A 21,066-nucleotide genomic window follows, 5' to 3' on the forward strand; every position below is an offset into this window, starting at 1 on the left:
TCGCCGTCCCGCCTGCGGGATCGCCCAAAAGAATGATCTGTCCACGGAGTAAAGTCTCGATGGAAATTAAGTCCCGCAAGCCCGTTCTGCGATTTGCCCCGGCCACCGCCGGCTTCGCGTTCGCTGGCGTCCTGCCGTTGCTGGTTGCCGCCCAGGTTCAGGCGGTGGAGTTCAGCTTCGCCGACAACGAAATCACCGGTTCCATCGATACCACCGTGTCCTACGGCCAGCTGTGGCGCGTGCAGGGCCAGGACAAGAGCAACAACGACATCAACACCAACGACGGCAACCGCAACTTCGATACCGGCCTGGTTTCCGAAGTGTTCAAGATCACCACCGATCTGGAAGCCTCGTATCAGAACTACGGCGTGTTCGTGCGCGGCACCGCGTTCTACGACACCCAGATCATGGACAAGCGCAACGACTACTACGGCGCCAACGATCCGGCCCAGCCGAGCCAGAATTTCCCGCGCGACGACAGCTTCACCTACGAGACCCGGCACAAGGCCGGCCGCGATGCGCAGATCCTCGATGCCTATGTCTACGGCAACTGGGACGTGGGCGATATGCCGGTCTCCGGCCGTCTCGGCAAGCAGGTTTTCAACTGGGGCGAAGGCCTGTTCTACCGCGGCGGGGTGAACACCACCAACCCGGTCGACGCCGCCAAGTTCCGCCTGCCCGGTTCGGAAGTGAAGGAAGTGCTGGTGCCGGTCGAGGCGCTGAGCTTCAACCTCGGCCTGACCGACAACCTGTCGATGGAAGCCTTCTACCAGTGGAACTGGAAGGAAACCGCGGTCGACCCGGTGGGCACCTACTTCTCCGAGACCGATCTGTTCGCCGATGGCGGCAACACCGCCTACACCACGGTCGATGCACTGTCCAATCCGCTGTTCCAGACCGTTTACAACGGCGCGGTGAATGGCGGTTTCGCCGGTCTGCCGGCCAACTTCGGCGGCTTGCAGGGCACCAACTATCTGGACAGCAACGGCGTGATCAAGGTGGCCAGCGTCGGCTCCGACATCAATGCCAAGAACGATGGCCAGTTCGGCGTCGCCTTCCGTTATATCGCCGAAGAGCTCAACTCCACCGAGTTCGGCTTCTACTTCGTCAACTACCACGCCAAAGAACCGACCATCTACGCCGATATCAACTCCACCTACGCCGGCCTGAACATCGATCAGCTGGCCAGCCTGGGCAGCCTGCTGGGGGTCAGCGCCACCAGCTACGACGATCTGGTCAGTCAGGCCGCCAGCAACCCGGCCGCGGCTACCGTGCTGGGCCTGGTCAACGGCGCCGCCGCCGTGGACGTGGCCAACCAGGTCAACGCCCGCCGCGAGTACGCCGAAGATATCCGCATGTACGGCATGAGCTTCAATACCACGGTCGGCGAGGCCTCGGTGTTCGGCGAGCTGTCCTACCGGCCGAACCTGCCGATCGGCATCGCCACCACCAACGACCTGCTCGGCGACCTGCTCGGCCAGGCCGCCCACCTGTCTGCCGGCCGCCCGGTGAACATCGGCGGTCAGATGGTCGATATCGACGATCAGATCCACAACTCCACCCGTGTCGAGGCCTTCAACACCTCGCTGGGCACCATCTACAACTTCGGTCCGTCGCTGGGCTTCGACTCGCTGTTCGGCGTCGCCGAGCTGGCGTCCGAGCACGTGCGCGGCGACAGTCTGCAGTACGTCGATTACCAGGGCAACGTGCGCTACTACGCCGGCCGGCCGAACAACTCCTACGTTTCCGGCTATGACCGCGACGACCAGATCAACAAGAACGCCTACGGCTACACCCTGGTCATGTCCGGCACCTGGAACGACGTCTACGCCGGCGTCAACCTGTCGCCGTTCGCCGTGTTCAAGCACGACTTCGAGGGCAACTCGCACCAGACCGGCAACTTCGTCGAAGGCCGTATGGCCTACACCGTCGGCATGCGCGCCAGCTACCTGAACAGCCTGGAAGCCGAGATCCAGTACACCGAGTTCTACGGTGCCGGGCAGAACAACGGTTCGCGCGACCGCGACAACGTGGGCGTCAACGTCAAGTACTCCTTCTAAGACCCATAACCAGAAAAACAGCCGGGCGCCGCAGGGCGTTCGGCCAAACTCTTCACGGAGAATTACCATGCTGAACAAGCACAGGCTGATGGCCGTAGCCGTTGCACTGGCGTTTTCCGCCGGCACCGCGCTGGCTGCCGTTTCCCCGCAGGAAGCCGCCAAGCTCGGCGATACCCTGACCCCCTTCGGCGCCGAGAAGGCCGGCAACGCCGCCGGCACCATCCCGGCCTGGACCGGCGGCATCACCCAGGCGCCGGCCGGTTACACCCGCTCGGGCCAGCACCACGTCAACCCCTTCCCGGAAGACAAGCCGCTGTTCACCATCACCGCGGCCAACCTGAGCCAGTACGAGGCCAACCTGACCCCGGGTCAGATCGCCATGTTCCAGGCCTATCCGGAAACCTACCAGATGCCGGTGTACCAGACCCGCCGCTCCGGCTCCGCGCCGCAGTGGGTCTACGACAACAGCATCAAGAACGCCACCAGCGCCAAGCTGGCCGATGGCGGTAACGGCTTCAGCAATGCCTATGGCGGCATCCCGTTCCCGATTCCGCAGAACGGCGTCGAGGCGCTGTGGAACCACATCGCCCGCTACCGCGGCACCTACATCGTGCGCCGCGCCTCGGAAGTGGCAGTGCAGCGCAACGGCGCCTACTCGCTGGTGACCTCGCAGCAGGAGGCGATGTTCAAGTACTACATGCAGAACGGCTCCTTCGCCGATCTGAACAACATCATGTTCTACTACCTGTCGTTCACCACCAGCCCGGCGCGCCTGGCCGGTGGCGCCACCCTGGTTCACGAGACCCTGGATCAGGTCAAGGAGCCGCGTCAGGCGTGGGGCTACAACGCCGGCCAGCGTCGCGTGCGGCGTGCGCCGAACCTGGCCTACGACACCCCGATCGCTGCCGCCGACGGCCTGCGTACCGCCGACGACACCGATATGTTCAACGGTGCGCCGGATCGCTACGACTGGAAACTGGTGGGCAAGAAGGAAATCTACATCCCCTACAACAACTACCAGGTCACCAGCCCGGGCGTGAAGTACAAGGATCTGCTGCAGGTCGGCCACCTCAACCCGGCGCTGACCCGCAACGAGCTGCACCGCGTCTGGGTGGTGGAAGGCACGCTGAAGTCCGGCGCCCGCCACATCTATTCCAAGCGCACCCTGTTCCTCGACGAGGACAGCTGGCAGGCCGCGGTGGTGGATCAGTACGACGGTCGCGGCGAGCTGTGGCGCGTATCCATCGCCTACCTGAAGAACTACTACGACCTGCCGACCACCTGGTCCGCGCTGGACGTGTTCCACGATCTGCAGGCGCGTCGCTACCACGTGCAGAACCTGGACAACGAAGAGAACAACACCATCGACTTCAGCCAGGCGATTCCGGACGACGGTTATTTCAAGCCGGCCGCCCTGCGTCGTCGCGGCACCCGCTAATAGTCGTGTAGTCTCACGCGAAGGCCGCTACAGTAGTAGCGGCCTTTTCGTATCAGCTCGGCGAATGGGCCGTGCTCAAGCGGCTGCGGCCTTAACAAAACATAACGTCGCGCCGATTGTCAGGGCTTTCCGAAGCTCGCTAGGATGAGCGGCCTGCTAATCAGGCAGTACCGCCTATAACAATAAGGGGGAAGGTATATGAGTGAGCCCGTCATGCGGCGCACCCAGTCCGGTCTGGCGTCCATCCTGGCGCGCAAACCGGCGCTCCGTGTCCATTCGCCGCTGGCCAAAGCGCTCTCGCTGTGCAGTGTGCTGTCCGTGTTGAGCTTCGCCGCCGCGCCGCTGCAGGCCGAAACCTCGGCAGCCGCAGAGGCCGGCTATGCCATCGAGTCGCCCCAGGCGGTGCACAGCCTGCTGCTCGATGTGGTCAACACCGGCAAGCGCCTGGTCGCCGTCGGCGACCGCGGCCATATCCTTTATTCCGACGACCAGGGACAGAGCTGGACGCAGGCCAAGGTGCCCAGCCGGCAGATGCTCACCTCGCTGTTCTTCGTCGATGCACAACATGGCTGGGCCGTTGGCCACGACGCGCAGATCCTCGCCACCAGTGACGGCGGCCTGAGCTGGACCAAGCAGTTCGAAGACCTCGAGCGCGAAGCGCCGCTGCTGGACATCTGGTTCAAGGACCTGCAAACCGGCTACGCCATCGGCGCCTACGGCGCGCTGCTGGAAACCAGCGACGGCGGGCAGAACTGGGAAGACGTCAGCGACCGCCTCGACAACGAAGATGCCTATCACCTCAATGCCATCACCGCGGTGAAGGATGCGGGGCTGTTCGTCGTCGGCGAACTCGGTCAGATGTTCCGTTCCGCCGATTGGGGGCAGACCTGGGAACGCATCGAGGAGCAGCCCTACGATGGCTCGCTGTTCGGCGTGCTCGGCACCGACCAGGCCGGCACCCTGCTGGCCTACGGCCTGCGCGGCCACCTGTTCCGCTCCACCGATTTCGGCGACAGCTGGCAGCAGATCGTCATCAACACGCCGAACAACGGCCCGCTGGAGTTCGGCCTGGCCGACGGCACCCTGCTGGCCGACGGCAGCATCGCCGTGGTCGGCCATGGCGGCACCGTGCTGCGCAGCACCGACCATGGGCAGACTTTCAGCCTGATCAACCGTCCCGACCGCCTCTCGCTGGCCGGGGTAACTGCACTGGATAACGGCAACCTGATCCTGGTGGGGCAGGGCGGCGTTCACCTCGCCGCCGCGACCGGCGCCGATCTGGGCCAACAATAACAAGCCGGGAGCCTTTGCATGACTAAGCATCAACAAACGCCTGCCTCTTTCCTCGAGCGGCTGATTTTCAACAATCGCCCGGCGGTGATCCTGATCTGCTTGCTGATCAGTATCTTCCTGTTCTACCAGGCCGCGCAGGTACGTCCGCAGACCAGCTTCGAGAAGATGATTCCGCTGGGTCACCCCTATATCCAGAAGATGCTCGAGCACCGTAACGACCTGGCCAACCTGGGCAATACGGTGCGCATCTCGGTGGAAGCCACCGAGGGCGACATCTTCAGCAAGGAATACATGGAGACCCTGCGGCAGATCCACGACGAGGTGTTCTACATCCCCGGCGTCGATCGTTCCGGCCTCAAGTCGCTGTGGAGCCCCAGCGTGCGCTGGACCGAAGTGACCGAGGAAGGCTTCGCCGGCGGCGAGGTGATTCCGCAGACCTACGACGGTTCCGTGGAAAGCCTGGAGGACCTGCGCAGCAACATCCTCAAGTCCGGACAGATCGGCCGCCTGGTGGCGAACAACTTCAAGTCGAGCATCATCGACGTGCCGCTGCTGGAGTCCTACCCGGACCCCAACGACCAGAGCAAGCTGGTGTCCCTGGACTACCAGAAGTTCTCCCACGAACTGGAAGAGAAGATTCGCGAGAAGTACCAGGCGCAGAACCCCGACGTTAAGGTGCACATCATCGGCTTCGCCAAGAAGGTCGGCGACCTGATCGACGGCCTGTTCGGCGTGGCGCTGTTCTTCGCCGTGGCCATCGGCATCACCTTCGTCCTGCTGCTGTGGTTCACCCACTGCTTCAAGAGCACCCTGGCGGTGGTCATCACCACGCTGATCGCGGTGGTCTGGCAGCTCGGCCTGCTGCATACCCTGGGCTTCGGTCTCGACCCCTATTCGATGCTGGTGCCGTTCCTGGTATTCGCCATCGGCATCTCCCACGGGGTGCAGAAGATCAACGGCATCGCCATGGCCTCGGGCGAGGCGACCGACGCCCTGTCCGCCGCGCGCATGGCCTTCCGTCAGCTGTTCATCCCCGGCCTGGTGGCGTTGCTGTCCGACGCCGTGGGCTTCGTCACCCTGCTGTTGATCGACATCGGCGTGATCCGCGAACTGGCCATTGGTGCCTCGATGGGCGTGGCGGTGATCATCCTGACCAACCTGATCCTGCTGCCGGTGATGATTTCCTATATCGGCATCAGCAAGAAGGCGGTGAAGATCAGCCGCGAAGAGGCGGCCAAGGACCATCCGCTGTGGCGTGCCATCTCCAACTTCGCCCACCCGATGGTGGCGCCGATCTCCGTGGTGGTCGCCGTGGTGGCCTTGGCCGGCGGCGTCTGGTACGGGCAGAACCTGAAGATCGGCGACCTCGATCAGGGCGCCCCGGAACTGCATCCGGACTCGCGCTACAACCTGGACAACGACTTCGTCATCCGCAACTACTCGACCAGCTCCGACGTGCTGGTGGTGATGATCAAGACTGCCACCGAAGGCTGCTCCACCTATCCGGCCCTGGCCGCCATGGACGAGCTGATGTGGCAGATGGAGAACACCCAGGGCGTGCAATCGGCCATCTCCATGGTCACCGTGTCCAAGCAGGTGATCAAGGGCATGAACGAGGGCAACCTGAAATGGGAAACCCTGTCGCGCAACCAGGACGTGCTGAACAACTCCATCGCCCGTGCCGAAGGCCTGTACAACGCCGACTGCTCGGTGGCGCCGGTGCTGGTGTTCCTCGAGGACCACAAGGCCGAGACCCTGTCGCGTGCCGTGGCCGCGGCCGAGGCGTTCGCCAAGCAGCACAACAGCGATGAGCTGCAGGTGGTGCTGGCGGCCGGTAACGCCGGTATCGAGGCGGCCACCAACGAGGTGATCGCCGCGTCGGAGACCACCATGCTGATCGCGGTCTACGCGGCGGTGAGCATCATGTGCCTGCTGACCTTCCGTTCGCTGGCCGCGACCCTGTGCGTGATCCTGCCGCTGGTGCTGACCTCGATCCTCGGCAACGCCTTGATGGCCTACATGGGCATCGGCGTCAAGGTCGCCACCCTGCCGGTGATCGCCCTCGGCGTGGGCATCGGCGTGGACTACGGCATCTACATCTACAGCCGCATGGAGACCTACCTGCGTCAGGGTCTGTCGCTGCAGGACGCCTACTACGAGACCCTCAAGTCCACCGGCAAGGCGGTGCTGTTCACCGGCGTGTGCCTGGCCATCGGCGTGGCGACCTGGATCTTCTCGGCGATCAAGTTCCAGGCCGACATGGGCCTGATGTTGACCTTCATGTTCCTCTGGAACATGATCGGCGCGATCTGGCTGCTGCCGGCCCTGGCCCGCTTCCTGATCAACCCGGAGAAGCTGCGCGCCAAGGGCTGATGCCCGGCCTGCAGCAGAAGAACCGCGGCCTTTGGGCCGCGGTTTTTTTATGGTGCTGGGGTGCGCCGCGCGCAGGGCGGATAGGCCGCCAGGCTTGTCCGCCAACCGAGGGGCGCTGGCGAAGGCACGCGCTGGCGCCGGTAGCCCGGATGACATCCGGGGCCTTCGCCGGCAGCCGGTTCCGATGGATACGGGGGTTACGCCCTGCGTTGGCGTACTACCGACAACGGCTGCCGATCAAGGGTGGACGGCTACAGCGGATAAATACCCGATAGCCGGTGCGCGCGACGCACCCTACCCACGCCTGCCTGCGATCGACTCTGGTGGCGCCGTGCGCACCAGCGTCGATCGCCGTCAGCGTGGGTAGAGTGGCGGCAGCGCGCTGCTTTCCTGCGCGGCGGCGCTCGGTTGCTGGGTGGCCGGCAGGTTGCGGATCGCCTTCCACAGCTCCTCGCCCTGCCACTGCTGGCCGGTCTCGCTGTACAGCGCGCCGTTGAGGCCGTCGAGGGCGTCGGACAGCGGCACGTAGCGCGCCGCCATGTCGGCCAGGGTTTCCGGCTGCTGGCGCGCCCAGGCGTCGAGGGCGTGGCGGGTGGTCTGGGCATCGCCGGCCAGGCAGGCGCGCTTGAGGTCGTCGAGCAGGGTGCGCGGGCTCGGGCCGCTTTGCGCGGCGCGCTGGATCGCCGGCTGGCGCCGGGCGTGCCACCACAGGCCGAAACCGAGCAGGCTGGTGCCGGCGAGCAGGGCGCAGGCCAGCTGCCAGGGCCACAGCGGCGGGCCTTCGAGCACCTGCGTGGTCACCACGCTGGGGCTGGCCGGCTCGTCGCTGTGCAACTGCGGGTTTTCCGCCACCTGCAGGGTGCGCGCGGGCAGGGCGGTGCGTTCCAGGCTGTCGGTCTGGGTGTTCCACCACAGCACCTCCAGCGCCGGCAGCTCGAAGCTGCCGCTGCGGCTCGGCACCAGCGCTTCGCGGTCTTCGCGGCTGCCGATGATGCCGGTTTCGCTGCGCTGGTCGCTGAGCTGCGGCTGATCCGGATAACGGCGCAGGCCGTCGACCTGGGTGGCGGGCAGTGGCGGCAGCTGGGCGCTGGACAGGCCATCGACCTTGAGGATCAGGCGGCGGGTCAGCGACTCGCCGACCCGGCTCTGTCCCGGCTGCGGGTTCCAGGTTTCCGCCAGGCCCAGGGCGCGTGCCGGCAGCCAGGGGGCGTCGGCCGGGTACTCGGCCGGCTTGGCTTTGACCTGCAGCGGGATGTCCGGCGATTTGACCCGCGACACCTTACCGGCGCGCGGGCCGAAGGGCAGGAAGTCGTCGCCGCGCGAGCGGTCGACCAGGGTGGCGCTGAACACCTGACCGGGGATGCTCAGCTCGCCGCTGCGCTGCGGGTAGATGGCGTACTGCAGCTCGATCACGCCGTGGCGCACGCCGCCGATGGTCTTCTCGTAGGTGCGCGGCTCGCCCAGTTGCTCGATGCGTGCATCCTGCATCTGCAGTGGGGTCAGGCTGCTGTCGTCGTACATCGACACCGAGTGGTAGATGCGCAGGGTCAGCACGGCCTGGGCCTGCACGTAGACGCTGTCCTGATCCAGGCTGGCGTCGATGAACACCGGCGCCAGCTTCTCGCCGTTGCCCGGCTCGCCGGTCGCCTGCACCTGCAGGGTGATGGGCAGGGTTTCGGCATCTTCCAGGCGGATCGGCGGGATCACCACCTCGCCGCTGTGTTTGGGTTGCAGGGTGAGGATCCAGCGTGTGGCCGCGCGCGGCGTGTCGCCGAGGTTGCTCAGGCGGTTGACCTGGCGACTGCCGAGGATTTCGAAGTGCTCGTCCAGCGGGCTCAGGTCCGGCCGGCCGAAACGGGTCGGGTCGGTGGACTCGAGGGTCAGCACCACGGTCTCGCCTTCGTTCAGGCGGGTGCGGTCGACGCTGGCGAAGAAGGCCTCGGCGCTGGCCTGGCCGGCCAGCAGGAGAAGGAGCAGCGTGGCTAGACGCTTCATCGGGAGGGTTCCTGACGCTGTTGCTGTTCGTACCAGAATTTTCGCCGCAACAGCTCGGCCGGGTCGTCCGGAATCTGTCGCAGCCATTGTTCCAGCGCTTGCTGGCGCTCGTCGGCCGAGCCCAGCTGTTCTTCCGCCAGCGGGCCTTCGGCGGTGCCGGTATCCGCCGCTGCTTCGTCGCCCGGCGCTGTCGAGGCGGCGTTGTCGTCACTCTCGCCCGGCTGCGGCTCGCCGTTGTCGCCCGCTTCGTCCGGGCGGTTCGCTTGCGCCGGTTGGCTCGGCGGCGGCTCGGCAGCCTGGCCGGCCGGGGCTTCGTTGGGCTCGCCGCTGTCCGCTTCCTGGCTCGGCGGTGGCGCTTGCGCGTTGTCGCCGGGCTGCTGCTGCGCCTGGCGCTGGCGCAGCGCCTCCTCGACCAGGGCCTTGTTGTGCTGCGCCGCGCTCAGCTCGGGCTGGCGCTCCAGCGCCTGCTCGTAGGCGTCCAGCGCCGCCTCCAGTTCGCCGCCCTTGGCCAGGGCGTTGCCGCGGTTGTAGTGGTCGGCGGCGCCGTCGCCCTGGGCGAAGCGCTCGGCGGCGGCGGCGTAGTCGCCGGCCTCGTACAGCGCCTTGCCCTGCCACTGCGGATCGGCGAAGCGTTGTGCCGCCTCGGCCGGGCGCTGCGCCTGGAGCAGGCGCTGGCCCTGCTGGTCCGGGCGCAGCCACAGGTCGTCGAACGTCACGGCCTGGCTGGTCTGCGGCGGCAGCATCAGCAGCAGGGGCAGACAGAACAGCCAGCCGCGCCGCCCGGCGCAGGCGGCCAGGAGCAGCAGCGGCAGTAGCAGCCAGTAGCCCTGGTCGATCCGCGCCTCGAGCTGGGTCGGCTCGCCGGCGGCGCGCAGCGCCTGCGGGCCATCGAGCAGGCCGAGGCGGCGCAGGTCGTCGTCGTCGAGGCGGGCCTGGGCGTAGCGGCCGCCGTGGGCCTCGGCGACCTCGCGCAGGCCGGGCGCGTCCAGGCGCGGGATGAGGATGGCGCCGCGCTCGTCCTTGAGGAAGCTGCCGTCCTCCTGCACCACCGGCGCGCCTTCGCGGCTGCCGATGCCGAGGATCAGCAGCGGTGTGGCACGGCGTTCCAGCGCCTGGCGGATGCCGCTGCGTTCCTGCTCGTCGAGGGCGCTGGTGATCAGCAGCAGGCGGCCCTGGCCCAGTTGCGCCTGCTCGAGCAACTGCAGGCCGCGCGCCACGGCCAGGTCGGCGCGCCGGCCCGGTTCGGGCATCAGCGAGGGCTTGAGCGCTTCGAGCAGGTTGCGGCTGGTGGCCAGGTCGTCGGACAGCGGCACCAGGCTGTGCGCGCTGCCGGCGTAGACGATGATCGCGGTCTGCGCGTCGCGCCGGGCTTCGAGCAGGTCGAGCAGCTTGCGCCGGGCCTGTTCCAGGCGGTTCGGCGGGCCGTCCGCGGCGAGCATCTGCGGCGTCAGTTCGAGCAGCACCAGCAGCGGGTCGGCCGGTTTCTGGTTGCTCTGCTCGACGCGCTGCCAGCTCGGCCCGAGCAGCGCCAGCACGGCCAGCAGCCAGGCCAGGCCGAGGGCCAGCCAGGGCAGCCGGCTGCCACGGCCGTTGCCGCCCGCCAGCAGCGTCTGATGGAAGGCGGCCGGCAGCAGCAGCTGCCAGCGTCCGCTCTGCCGCTCGCGGTGCCACAGGCGCCACAGCAGCCAGACCAGCAGCGGCACCAGCAGCAGCCACAGCGGGCGCAGCCATTGCGGCCAGAGCAGGCTCATGCGCGCCTCCGCAGGCGTTGCGGCAGGTCCGGCCAGAGCGTGCGGCTGGCCAGCAGCAGGCTGCCGAGCAGTGCCAGGGCCAGTGGCCAGGCGTACAGCGCCCGGGCCGGGCGGGCCAGGGCGGGTTGCTGGGCGACCGGTTCGAGGCGATCCAGGGTCAGCTCGATCTGGCTCAGCTCGGCCTGGCTGCGCGCGCGGAAGTATTCGCCGCCGGTGGCGTCGGCGATGGCGCGCAGGCTGGTTTCGTCCAGGTCGAGGGTGCTGAAGCCGAGCGCACCGAGCACGCCGCTTTGCTGCGGATCGGCGCCGATGCCGATGGTGTAGATGCGCACGCCTTCCTCGGCGGCCAGTTGCGCGGCGGTCAGCGGTTCGATCTCGCCGCCGTTGTTGGCGCCGTCGGTGATCAGCACCAGCACCCGGCTCTGCGCCGGGCGCTGGCGCAGGCGCTTGACGGCCAGGCCGATGGCGTCGCCGATGGCGGTGTTCTTGCCGGCGATGCCGATCAGCGCCTCGTCCAGCCAGGTGCGCACCGTGTGGCGGTCGAAGGTCAGCGGCGCCTGCAGGTAGGCCTGGCTGCCGAACAGGATCAGGCCGACCCGATCACCGCGGCGGTCCTCGATGAAGTCGCCGAGCAGGCGCTTGACCAGTTCCAGGCGGCTGATCGGCTCGTCGTCCCAGAGCATGTCGGCGTAATCCATGGAGCCGGAGACATCCACCGCCAGCAGCAGGTCGCGGCCGCTGGCCGGCAGCGGCAGCGGCTCGCCGACCCACTGCGGGCGGGCCGCGGCGCACAGCAGCAGGAGCCATAGCAGGGCCAGCGGCGCCTGCTGGCGCCAGCTCGGCAGGCCGATGCGGGCGCGGCGGCCGCTGAGCGCCTGCAGCTCGTCGAGAAAGGTCACGCGCAGCGCCGCGTCGCCGCTGTCGGCGGCCGGCAGCAGCCGGCGCAGCAGCCAGGGCAGTGGGGCGAGGGCGAAGACCCAGGGCCAGGCGAACTCAAACATGCTTGCGAATCCAGGTGGCGACGGCCTGCTCGAGCTCGTCGATGGCCTTGTCGCTGAGCGTGCACTGCGGCTTGTAGGCGCCTTCGACCAGCACCATCCAGCGCGTCAGTCCGGCGGCCGGGCAGCGGTTGTCGAGGAAGGCCAGCCAGGCGCGACTGCTCAGCACGTGGCTGTGGCTGTCCGGATAGCGTTCGCGGCACAGGCGCTTGAGCAGGGCGTTGAGCTGCTGCAGCCAGGGCCCGGCCGGGGCGCCGTCGTAGGGTTTGCGCAGTTGCGCCAGCTCCGCCAGGGCGGCCTGGCGCAGTGGCTCCAGCGGCGCCTCGGCGCGCACCTGGCGGCGGCGGACGCGCCAGCGCCGCAGCAGGCGCCACAGGCCCCAGCCGGCCAGCGGCAGCAGCACGGCCAGCAGCCACCAGCCGGGTGCCGGCGGCCACCAGGGCACCGGCGGCGGGTCGATCAAGGGCTGCAGCTGGTCGAGCGGATTCATGGCGCCTTCCTCGGGCGCAGGGCGCTGAGCAGTTCCTGCAGCTGTTCGATCAGCTCGACCTGGGTACTCAGCGGCAGCAGCGGCACGCCGAGCTTCTGCGCCAGGCGTTGCCAGCGCGCCTCGCGGGCCTGCGCCTGAGCGCGATAGGCCTGGCGCAGGTCGCCGTTATGGGTGTCGAGTTCCAGCAGCGCGCCGCCCTGGGTGAAGCGCAGCAGGCCGGCGGCCGGCAGGGCGTGGTCGAGCGGGTCGGACAGCGGCAGCAGCAGCAGGTCGGTGTGGCGGGCGAGCAGGGCCAGCTGCTGCTCGGCGTTGTCGTTCAGCGCGCGCTCGTCGCACAGCACTATGACCAGGCTGCCGGGGCGCAGCACCTCGCGGGCGCGGCGCAGGGCCAGGCCGAGCGTGTCGCGCGCGGCGCCGGGCGGAGCGTCGGGGCCCAGCGCCTGGTTGGCGCGGGCCAGCAGGTTGAGCAGTTGCAGCAGGCTCTGCTTGCTGCGCCGCGGCTTGACCTCGTGGTGCTCGGTGTCGGCGAACACCAGGCCGCCGATGCGGTCGTTGTGCGCCAGCGCGGCCCAGCCGACCAGCGCCGCGGCGCGGGCGGCGAGCACCGACTTGAAGCACTGCCCGGAGCCGAAGAACAGCCGCTGGCTCTGTTCGGCGAGGATGAAGATGGGCCGCTCGCGCTCTTCATGGAACAGCTTGGTGTGCGGTTCCTGGGTGCGCGCGGTGACGCGCCAGTCGATGTTGCGCACGTCGTCGCCGGCCTGGTAGACGCGCACCTGGTCGAAGTCGACGCCGCGCCCGCGCAGCTTGGAGTGGTGCAGGCCGATCAGCGGGCTGCGCCGCGCCGGGGTGGAGAACAGCGGCACCTCATGCACGCGATGGCGCATCTCGATCAGCTCGGCGAGATCGAGGTGGATGGCATTGGCGCCGGCGGGGCTGGACATGGTCTAGGGGGCGTTCCCGGATTGCATCCGGGTTGCGGCAGTGCGGCCAGGGGTGCGCATTCAGGCCACCGCCACCACGTCGAGGATGCGCTGGATCACCCGGTCCTGATCGATGCCCGAGGCCTCGGCCTCGAACGACAGGATGATGCGGTGGCGCAGCACGTCGAACAGCATCGCCTGGATGTCCTCGGGGCTGACGAAGTCGCGTCCGGCCAGCCAGGCGTGGGCGCGTGCGCAGCGATCCAGGGCGATGGAGCCGCGCGGGCTGGCGCCGTAGGCGATCCACTCGGCCAGTTCGGGGTCGAACTTGGCCGGGGTGCGGCTGGCCATCACCAGCTGCACCAGGTATTCCTCCACCGCGTCGGCCATGTACAGGCCGAGGATTTCCTTGCGCGCGGCGAACACCGCCTGCTGGCTGAGCCGGTGCTCCGGCTTGGTCTCGCCATTGAGCGCCTCGCCGCGGGCCTGGGCGAGGATCTTGCGCTCCACCGCGGCGTCGGGAAAACCGATCTTCACGTGCATCAAAAAGCGGTCGAGCTGGGCTTCGGGCAGCGGGTAGGTGCCTTCCTGCTCGATGGGGTTCTGCGTCGCCATCACCAGAAACAGCGGCGACAGGTCGTAGGTCGAGCGGCCCACCGAGACCTGGCGCTCGGCCATGGCCTCGAGCAGCGCCGACTGCACCTTGGCCGGGGCGCGGTTGATCTCGTCGGCCAGCACCAGGTTGTGGAAGATCGGCCCCTGCTGGAACACGAAGCTGCCGGTCTCCGGGCGGTAGATCTCGGTGCCGGTGATATCCGCCGGCAGCAGGTCGGGGGTGAACTGGATGCGGTGGAACTCGCCTTCGATACCTTCGGCCAGTTCCTTGATCGCCTTGGTCTTGGCCAGCCCGGGGGCGCCCTCGACCAGCAGGTGGCCGTCGGCGAGCAGGGCGATCAGCAGCCGTTCGATGAGTTTTTCCTGGCCGAGGATCTGGGTTGAAAGAAAATGTCGCAGCGCGACAAGCGCCTCACGGTGTTCCATCGTTAAGCTCATCCGGCGAGAGTGACCGGCGAGTCGAAGACTTCGCCGGGGTTCTGGGACCGCCACTTTAATGCAATCGCGGTCACCTAGACTAACGTTGATCCATAACCTTGTGGCGACGGTCACCCCCACCTCTTCACGCCCCCAGTCGAAAATGGAGCACAACCATGGCGTTCTTTACGGCGGCCAGCAAAGCCGACTTCCAGCATCAACTGCAAGCGGCGCTGGCGCAGCACGTGAGCGAGCAGGCGCTGCCACAAGTGGCGCTGTTCGCCGAACAATTCTTCGGCATCATCGCCCTCGAGGAGCTGACCCAGCGGCGCCTGTCCGACCTGGTCGGCTGCACCCTGTCGGCCTGGCGCATGCTGGAGCGTTTCGATCACGGCAAACCGCAGGTACGTGCGTTCAACCCCGACTACGAGAAGCACGGCTGGCAGTCGACCCACACCGCGGTGGAGATCCTGCATGGCGATATCCCGTTCCTGGTCGACTCGGTGCGCATGGAACTGAACCGTCGCGGTTACAGCATCCACACCCTGCAGAACAGCGTGTTCAGCGTGCGCCGCGACAAGAACGGCGAGCTGCTGGAGATCCTGCCCAAGGGCAGCCAGGGCGAGGGCGTGCTGCAGGAAGCGCTGATGTTCCTGGAGATCGACCGCTGCGCCAGCGCCGGCGAGCTGAAGACCCTGGAGAAGGCCATTCACGAGGTGTTCGGCGACGTGCGCATGAGCGTCGCCGACTTCCAGCCGATGAAGGCCAAGGCCCGCGAGCTGCTGGCCTGGCTCGACCGCGCCAAGCTCAAGGTGGACAAGGCCGAGCTGGACGAGATCAAGGTGTTCCTCGGCTGGCTGCTGGACAACCACTTCACCTTCCTCGGCTACGAGGAGTTCACCGTGACGCCGAGCGCCGACGGCGGCACCCTGGTCTACGACGAGAAATCCCTGCTCGGCCTGTCCAAGCGCCTGCGCAGCGGGCTCAAGGCCGAGGAACTGCACATCGAGCCGGAAGCGGTGGCCTACCTGCGCGAGCCGCAGCTGCTGTCGTTTGCCAAGGCCGCCGTGCCCAGCCGCGTGCACCGCCCGGCCTACCCGGACTTCGTCTCGATCCGCGAGCTGGACGCCAAGGGCAACGTGGTCAAGGAATGCCGCTTCATGGGCCTGTACACCTCGGCGGTGTACGCCGAGAGCGTGTGGAACATCCCCTATATTCGCCGCAAGGTGGACGTGATCAAGCAGCGCTCCGGCTTCGACAGCAGCGCCCACCTGGGCAAGGAGCTGGCCCAGGTGCTGGAAGTGCTGCCGCGCGACGACCTGTTCCAGACCCCGGTGGACGACCTGTTCGCCACCGCCCTGGCCATCGTGCAGATCCAGGAGCGCAACAAGATTCGCGTGTTCCTGCGCCGCGACCCCTACGGCCGTTTCTGCTACTGCCTGGCCTATGTGCCGCGCGACGTCTACTCCACCGAAACCCGGATGAAGATCCAGCAGGTGCTGATGGAGCGCCTGCAGGCCACCGATTGCGAGTTCTGGACCTTCTTCTCCGAGTCGGTGCTGGCGCGGGTGCAGTTCATCCTGCGTGTCGACCCGAAGAACAAGGTGCAGATCGACCCCGTGCGTCTGGAGAAGGAAGTCATCCAGGCCTGCCGCTCGTGGAAGGACGACTACGTCAGTCTGATGGTGGAAAGCCTCGGCGAGGCCCAGGGCACCAACGTCCTGGCCGAGTTCCCCGGCGGCTTCCCGGCCGGCTACCGCGAGCGTTTCGCCCCGCACTCGGCGGTGGTCGACATGCAGCACCTGCTCAGCCTGAGCAACGACAAACCGCTGGTGATGAGCTTCTACCAGCCGCTGGCGCAGGGCGACCAGCAGCTGCACTGCAAGCTGTACCACGCCGACACGCCGCTGCCGCTGTCGGACGTCCTGCCGATCCTGGAGAACCTCGGCCTGCGCGTGCTCGGCGAGTTCCCCTACAAGCTGCGCCGCGTCGACGGCCGCGAGTTCTGGATCCACGACTTCGCCTTCACCTACGCCGAAGGCCTCAACGTCGACATCCAGCAGCTCAACGACACCCTGCAGGACGCCTTTATCCATATCGTCGGCGGCGATGCCGAGAACGACGCCTTCAACCGCCTGGTGCTGACCGCCGCCATGCCCTGGCGCGACGTCGCCCTGCTGCGCGCCTACGCGCGCTACCTCAAGCAGATCCGCCTGGGCTTCGACCTGAGCTACATCGCTGCCACCCTGGTCAACCACGCCGATATCGCCAAGGAGCTGGTGCGCCTGTTCCGCACCCGCTTCTACCTGGCGCGCAAGCTCGCCGCCGAGGACCTGGAAGACAAGCAGCAGAAACTCGAGCAGGCCATCCTCGCCGCCCTGGACAACGTCGCGGTGCTCAACGAAGACCGCATCCTGCGGCGCTACCTGGACCTGATCAAGGCCACCCTGCGCACCAACTTCTACCAGGCCGATGCCAGCGGCGCGGCGAAGAGCTATTTCAGCTTCAAGCTCAACCCGCGAGCGATTCCGGAGATTCCGCGGCCGACGCCGAAGTTCGAGATCTTCGTCTACAGCCCGCGCGTCGAGGGCGTGCACCTGCGCTTCGGCGACGTCGCCCGCGGCGGCCTGCGCTGGTCGGACCGCGAGGAGGACTTCCGCACCGAGGTGCTCGGCCTGGTCAAGGCGCAGCAGGTGAAGAACGCGGTGATCGTGCCGATGGGCGCCAAGGGCGGCTTCGTGCCGCGCAAGATGCCGGTCGGCGGTAGCCGCGACGAGGTAATGGCCGAGGGCATCGCCTGCTACCGCATCTTCATCAGCGGCCTGCTCGACATCACCGACAACCTCAAGGACGGCGCCGTGGTGCCGCCGGTGAGCGTGGTGCGCCACGACGCCGACGACCCCTACCTGGTGGTGGCGGCCGACAAGGGCACCGCGACCTTCTCCGATATCGCCAACGGGATTGCGGCGGAATATGGTTTCTGGCTGGGCGACGCCTTCGCCTCCGGCGGCTCGGCCGGTTACGACCACAAGGGCATGGGCATCACCGCCAAGGGCGGCTGGGTCAGCGTGCAGCGCCACTTCCGCGAGCGCGGCATCGACGTGCAGAAGGACAACGTCACGGTGATCGGCATCGGTGACATGGCCGGCGACGTGTTCGGCAACGGCATGCTGCTGTCGGACAAACTGCAGCTGGTGGCCGCCTTCAACCACCTGCACATCTTCATCGACCCCAATCCGGACGCGGCCAAGAGCTTCGCCGAACGCAAGCGCCTGTTCGATCTGCCGCGCTCGAGCTGGGCCGACTACGACGCGGGGCTGATCTCCGAGGGCGGCGGCATCTTCCTGCGCAGCGCCAAGAGCATCGCCATCAGCCCGCAGATGAAGGCGCGCTTCGATATCGCCGCCGACAAGCTGGCGCCGACCGAGCTGCTCAATGCGCTGCTCAAGGCGCCGGTCGACCTGCTGTGGAACGGCGGCATCGGCACCTATGTGAAATCCAGCAAGGAAAGCCACGCCGACGTCGGCGACAAGGCCAACGACGCCCTGCGCGTGGATGGCTGTGAGCTGCGCGCCAAGGTGGTGGGCGAGGGCGGCAACCTGGGCATGACTCAGTTGGGGCGCGTGGAATACGGTCTCAATGGGGGAGCGAGCAACACCGACTTTATCGACAACGCCGGCGGTGTGGACTGCTCCGACCACGAGGTCAATATCAAGATCCTGCTCGGCGAAATCGTCTCCGCCGGCGATATGACCGAGAAGCAGCGCAACAAGCTGCTGGTGGAGATGACCGACGACGTCTCCGAGCTGGTGTTGGGCAACAACTACAAGCAGACCCAGGCGCTGTCGCTGGCCGAGCGCCGCGCCCGCGAGCGGGTCGGCGAGTACAAGCGCCTGATGAACGCCCTGGAGGGCGCCGGCAAGCTGGACCGGGCGCTGGAGTTCCTGCCCAGCGACGAAACGCTCAACGAGCGCGCCGCCAACGGCCAGGGCCTGACCCGGCCGGAGCTGTCGGTGCTGATCTCCTACAGCAAGATCGACCTCAAGGAATCGCTGCTCAAGTCCCTGGTGCCGGACGACGACTACCTGGCGCGCGAGATGGAGACCGCCTTCCCGGCGGTGCTCAGCGCGAAGTTCGGCGACGCCATGCGCCGCCATCGCCTCAAGCGCGAGATCGTCAGCACGCAGATCGCCAACGACCTGGTCAACCATATGGGCATCACCTTCGTGCAGCGCCTGAAGGAGTCCACCGGCATGAGCGCGGCCAACGTCGCCGGCGCCTATGTGATCGTCCGCGACCTGTTCCGCCTGCCGTACTGGTGGGCGCAGATCGAGGCGCTGGACTACAAGGTGCCGGCCGAGCTGCAGCTGCAGCTGATGGACGAGCTGATGCGTCTGGGCCGCCGCGCCACCCGCTGGTTCCTGCGTAGCCGACGCAACGAGCTGGACGCCGCGCGCGACGTGGCGCATTTTGCACCGCGTATCGAAGCGCTGGTCGGCCGTCTGGACGAACTGCTCGAGGGCCCGGCCCGCGAGCAGTGGCTGGCGCGCTACCAGAGCTTCGTCGAAGCCGGCACGCCGGAGGAGCTGGCCCGCGTGGTGGCCGGCACCAGTCACCTGTACACCCTGCTGCCGATCATCGAAGCGGCGGACGTCACCGGCAAGGACGCCAGCGAGGTGGCCACCGCCTACTTCGCCGTCGGCGGCGCGCTGGAGCTGTCCTGGTACCTGCAGCAGATCACCGGCCTGCCGGTGGAAAACAACTGGCAGGCGCTGGCCCGCGAAGCCTTCCGCGACGACCTCGACTGGCAGCAGCGTGCGATCACCGTGTCGGTGCTGCAGATGGCCGACGGCCCGCAGGAGATCGAGGCGCGGGTGGCGCTGTGGCTGGAGCAGCACCACCGCCTGGTCGAGCGCTGGAAGCTGATGCTGGCCGAGCTGCGCGCGGCCACCGGCACTGACTATGCCATGTACGCGGTGGCCAACCGCGAGCTGATGGACCTGGCGCAGAGCGCCTGATCCATCCGCTGAAATGAACAAGCCCCGCCCAGTGCGGGGCTTGTTCATTCAGGTGGTGCGGTATTCATGAGCTTTGCGTAGCCTGGGTTGAGCGCAGCGATACCCGGGATAGGGCGCTTTACATGACGTGTAGCGTCGTAGGGTGGATCACGCTTCACCGATCCACCATCACGCCGCCCCGGTGGATGAAAAAGCGTCATCCACCCTACGCAGGGGAGTGCGATCAGCGCAGCATCTGCTCCACCAGGCGCTTTTCCTCGGCCAGCTCGCGCTGACGGGCGTCGATGCGCGAGGCCAGCTGGAAGTTGCCGCTGGCGCGGCGCTTGGCGAAGTCGAGCTGCTCGATGGCCTGGTTGTAGTCGCCGACCAGGGCGAAGAACTCGGCGCGGGCCTGATGCAGGCCGATGGTGTTGCCGCTCAGGCCGCGCACCTCGGCGACCTGGTACCAGACGTCCGGGTCCTTGGCGCGGTTCTTCAGCAACTCGTCCAGCGCCCGTTCGGCCTCGCGGGTGCGCTGCTGCTTGAGCAACAGGTCGATATGCGCCTGCTGCAGCGGGTAGTTGCTGGGATACAGCGCGAACATGCGCTCCTGGCGCCGTTGTGCGGCGTCCAGGCGGTTCGCGGCCATGTCCAGCTCGATCTGCGCCAGGTTGTAGACGATATCCTCCGGCGCCTTGCTCAGCAGGGGCGCCAGGGTCTGCCCGGCTTCGCCGAGCTGGCCGGTTTTCATCTGCGCCAATGCCAGGCCGTAACGCGCGGCGTCGAGGCCGGGGTTCTCGTCGAGCATGGCGCGAAAACGCTTGGCCGCCACCCCCGGGGTTTCCTCGTAGGTCAGCTGCACGCGGGCGCGCATCAGCTGGTAGCGCAGGCTGTCTTCGCGGCCCTGGGCCGGGTACTGCTCGGCGCGGTTGCGGGTATCGGCGATACGCGATTCGGACACCGGGTGGGTGAGCAGGAATTCCGGCGGCTTGGCGTCGTAGCGGTACTGGCGCATCAGCCGCTCGAACATCAGCGGCATGGCGCGCGGGTCGTAGCCGGCCTTTTCCAGGTTGAGCAGGCCGATACGGTCGGCCTCCTGTTCGTTCTGCCGGGAGAAGCGGCGCTGCTCCTGAATCGCCGCTGCCTGGGTCGACATGATCGCCGCCATGCCGGCATCACCGGCACCGGCCGCCGCCGCGACTATGCCGGCGAGCATGGCCGCCATCACCGGCAGCTGCATGCGTTGCTGGGCCTCGACGCCGCGGGCGAAGTGGCGTTGCGACAGGTGCGCCAGTTCGTGCGCCATCACCGAGGCGTATTCGGCTTCGGTCTGCGCGTAGAGGAACAGGCCGCCGTTGACCCCGATGATCCCGCCGGGCGCGGCGAAGGCGTTCAGCTGTGGGCTGTTGAGCAGCACGAACTCCAGGCGGCGATCCTGCAGCTGGCTGGTTTCCGACAGGCGATAGACGCTGGTCTCGACGAAGTCCTTGAGCTGCGGGTCGTCCAGCTGGGCCACCTGGCCGCGCAGCAGGCCCAGCCAGGCGCGGCCGAGCTGGTGTTCCTGCTGCGGCGAGACGATCGAGGAACTGGCGTCGCCCAGCGACGGCAGGTCACTGGCTCCGATCTGGCCGGCGAACAGGCAGGCGAGCGTCAACAGGGTAGGGCGCAGAAAAGTCATGCACTCAAGGCTCTCAGGCGGCAAAGGCGTTACTGTAG

At 67.3% G+C, this 21,066-nt stretch carries 12 protein-coding genes; 5 read left to right on the forward strand and 7 right to left on the reverse strand.

The genetic code is table 11. The features are described 5' to 3' along the window. Positions 1-59 precede the first annotated feature (59 nt). The 4 genes from ACW9UL_RS07820 (at position 60) to ACW9UL_RS07835 (ending at position 7,164) form a co-directional block, all read left to right on the forward strand. Positions 60-2,060: a DUF1302 domain-containing protein gene (locus ACW9UL_RS07820; RefSeq protein ID WP_021445932.1), complete on the forward strand. Its 2,001-nt coding sequence runs from the start codon at positions 60-62 to the stop codon at positions 2,058-2,060. Between the two features lie 67 nt (positions 2,061-2,127). Continuing rightward, the gene (locus tag ACW9UL_RS07825; protein WP_457789942.1) at positions 2,128-3,498 is read left to right on the forward strand and encodes a DUF1329 domain-containing protein; all 1,371 of its coding nucleotides are present in this window, start codon (positions 2,128-2,130) and stop codon (positions 3,496-3,498) included. 198 nt (positions 3,499-3,696) lie between these two features. Then, positions 3,697-4,791 (forward strand): WD40/YVTN/BNR-like repeat-containing protein, encoded by a 1,095-nt coding sequence (locus ACW9UL_RS07830; RefSeq protein ID WP_457789944.1) that lies wholly within the window; start codon positions 3,697-3,699, stop codon positions 4,789-4,791. An 18-nt stretch (positions 4,792-4,809) separates the two neighbouring features. Next, positions 4,810-7,164, forward strand: coding sequence for an efflux RND transporter permease subunit (locus tag ACW9UL_RS07835; protein WP_457789945.1), 2,355 nt, complete (start codon positions 4,810-4,812; stop codon positions 7,162-7,164). A gap of 354 nt (positions 7,165-7,518) precedes the next feature. Here ACW9UL_RS07835 and ACW9UL_RS07840 read toward each other — a convergent pair whose 3' ends face one another. The 6 genes from ACW9UL_RS07840 to ACW9UL_RS07865 are packed head-to-tail and all read right to left on the reverse strand — an operon-like array spanning position 7,519 to position 14,362. Next, positions 7,519-9,159 (reverse strand): BatD family protein, encoded by a 1,641-nt coding sequence (locus ACW9UL_RS07840; RefSeq protein WP_457789947.1) that lies wholly within the window; start codon positions 9,157-9,159, stop codon positions 7,519-7,521. Further along, positions 9,156-10,910, reverse strand: a complete 1,755-nt coding sequence (locus ACW9UL_RS07845; protein WP_457789949.1) for a VWA domain-containing protein — start codon at positions 10,908-10,910, stop codon at positions 9,156-9,158. The genes ACW9UL_RS07840 and ACW9UL_RS07845 overlap by 4 nt, the downstream gene beginning before the upstream one ends. Further along, positions 10,907-11,911, reverse strand: a complete 1,005-nt coding sequence (locus tag ACW9UL_RS07850; protein WP_457789951.1) for a vWA domain-containing protein — start codon at positions 11,909-11,911, stop codon at positions 10,907-10,909. Before ACW9UL_RS07850 ends, ACW9UL_RS07845 begins: the two co-directional genes overlap by 4 nt. Then, positions 11,904-12,398, reverse strand: coding sequence for a DUF4381 domain-containing protein (locus tag ACW9UL_RS07855; RefSeq protein WP_122107372.1), 495 nt, complete (start codon positions 12,396-12,398; stop codon positions 11,904-11,906). Before ACW9UL_RS07855 ends, ACW9UL_RS07850 begins: the two co-directional genes overlap by 8 nt. Next, complete coding sequence (locus ACW9UL_RS07860) at positions 12,395-13,342, reverse strand: DUF58 domain-containing protein (RefSeq protein ID WP_122107371.1); 948 nt, start codon at positions 13,340-13,342, stop codon at positions 12,395-12,397. The genes ACW9UL_RS07855 and ACW9UL_RS07860 overlap by 4 nt, the downstream gene beginning before the upstream one ends. Before the next feature lie 60 nt (positions 13,343-13,402). Beyond that, positions 13,403-14,362 (reverse strand): AAA family ATPase, encoded by a 960-nt coding sequence (locus ACW9UL_RS07865; RefSeq protein WP_021444957.1) that lies wholly within the window; start codon positions 14,360-14,362, stop codon positions 13,403-13,405. Positions 14,363-14,529: 167 nt separating this feature from the next. Between ACW9UL_RS07865 and ACW9UL_RS07870 the strand changes: the two genes are divergently transcribed. After that, the gene (locus ACW9UL_RS07870) at positions 14,530-19,371 is read left to right on the forward strand and encodes an NAD-glutamate dehydrogenase (RefSeq protein ID WP_457789954.1); all 4,842 of its coding nucleotides are present in this window, start codon (positions 14,530-14,532) and stop codon (positions 19,369-19,371) included. 223 nt (positions 19,372-19,594) lie between these two features. On the opposite strand, the gene ACW9UL_RS07875 is transcribed toward ACW9UL_RS07870, so the two are convergent. Next, positions 19,595-21,028 carry a M48 family metallopeptidase gene (locus tag ACW9UL_RS07875; RefSeq protein WP_457789955.1) on the reverse strand — a complete coding sequence of 478 codons (1,434 nt, stop codon included), beginning with the start codon at positions 21,026-21,028 and terminating at the stop codon, positions 19,595-19,597. Positions 21,029-21,066: the final 38 nt, after the last annotated feature.

Source organism: Pseudomonas sp. PL-6, assembly GCF_054110165.1.

What these genes read in the sequence shown, in the direction of transcription:
- ACW9UL_RS07820 (WP_021445932.1), top strand. Translation starts at nt 60, where the DNA reads ATGGAAATTAAGTCCCGCAAGCCCGTTCTGCGATTTGCCCCGGCCACC.
- ACW9UL_RS07825 (WP_457789942.1), top strand. Translation starts at nt 2,128, where the DNA reads ATGCTGAACAAGCACAGGCTGATGGCCGTAGCCGTTGCACTGGCGTTT.
- ACW9UL_RS07830 (WP_457789944.1), top strand. Translation starts at nt 3,697, where the DNA reads ATGAGTGAGCCCGTCATGCGGCGCACCCAGTCCGGTCTGGCGTCCATC.
- ACW9UL_RS07835 (WP_457789945.1), top strand. Translation starts at nt 4,810, where the DNA reads ATGACTAAGCATCAACAAACGCCTGCCTCTTTCCTCGAGCGGCTGATT.
- ACW9UL_RS07840 (WP_457789947.1), bottom strand. Translation starts at nt 9,159, where the DNA reads ATGAAGCGTCTAGCCACGCTGCTCCTTCTCCTGCTGGCCGGCCAGGCC.
- ACW9UL_RS07845 (WP_457789949.1), bottom strand. Translation starts at nt 10,910, where the DNA reads ATGAGCCTGCTCTGGCCGCAATGGCTGCGCCCGCTGTGGCTGCTGCTG.
- ACW9UL_RS07850 (WP_457789951.1), bottom strand. Translation starts at nt 11,911, where the DNA reads ATGTTTGAGTTCGCCTGGCCCTGGGTCTTCGCCCTCGCCCCACTGCCC.
- ACW9UL_RS07855 (WP_122107372.1), bottom strand. Translation starts at nt 12,398, where the DNA reads ATGAATCCGCTCGACCAGCTGCAGCCCTTGATCGACCCGCCGCCGGTG.
- ACW9UL_RS07860 (WP_122107371.1), bottom strand. Translation starts at nt 13,342, where the DNA reads ATGTCCAGCCCCGCCGGCGCCAATGCCATCCACCTCGATCTCGCCGAG.
- ACW9UL_RS07865 (WP_021444957.1), bottom strand. Translation starts at nt 14,362, where the DNA reads ATGGAACACCGTGAGGCGCTTGTCGCGCTGCGACATTTTCTTTCAACC.
- ACW9UL_RS07870 (WP_457789954.1), top strand. Translation starts at nt 14,530, where the DNA reads ATGGCGTTCTTTACGGCGGCCAGCAAAGCCGACTTCCAGCATCAACTG.
- ACW9UL_RS07875 (WP_457789955.1), bottom strand. Translation starts at nt 21,028, where the DNA reads ATGACTTTTCTGCGCCCTACCCTGTTGACGCTCGCCTGCCTGTTCGCC.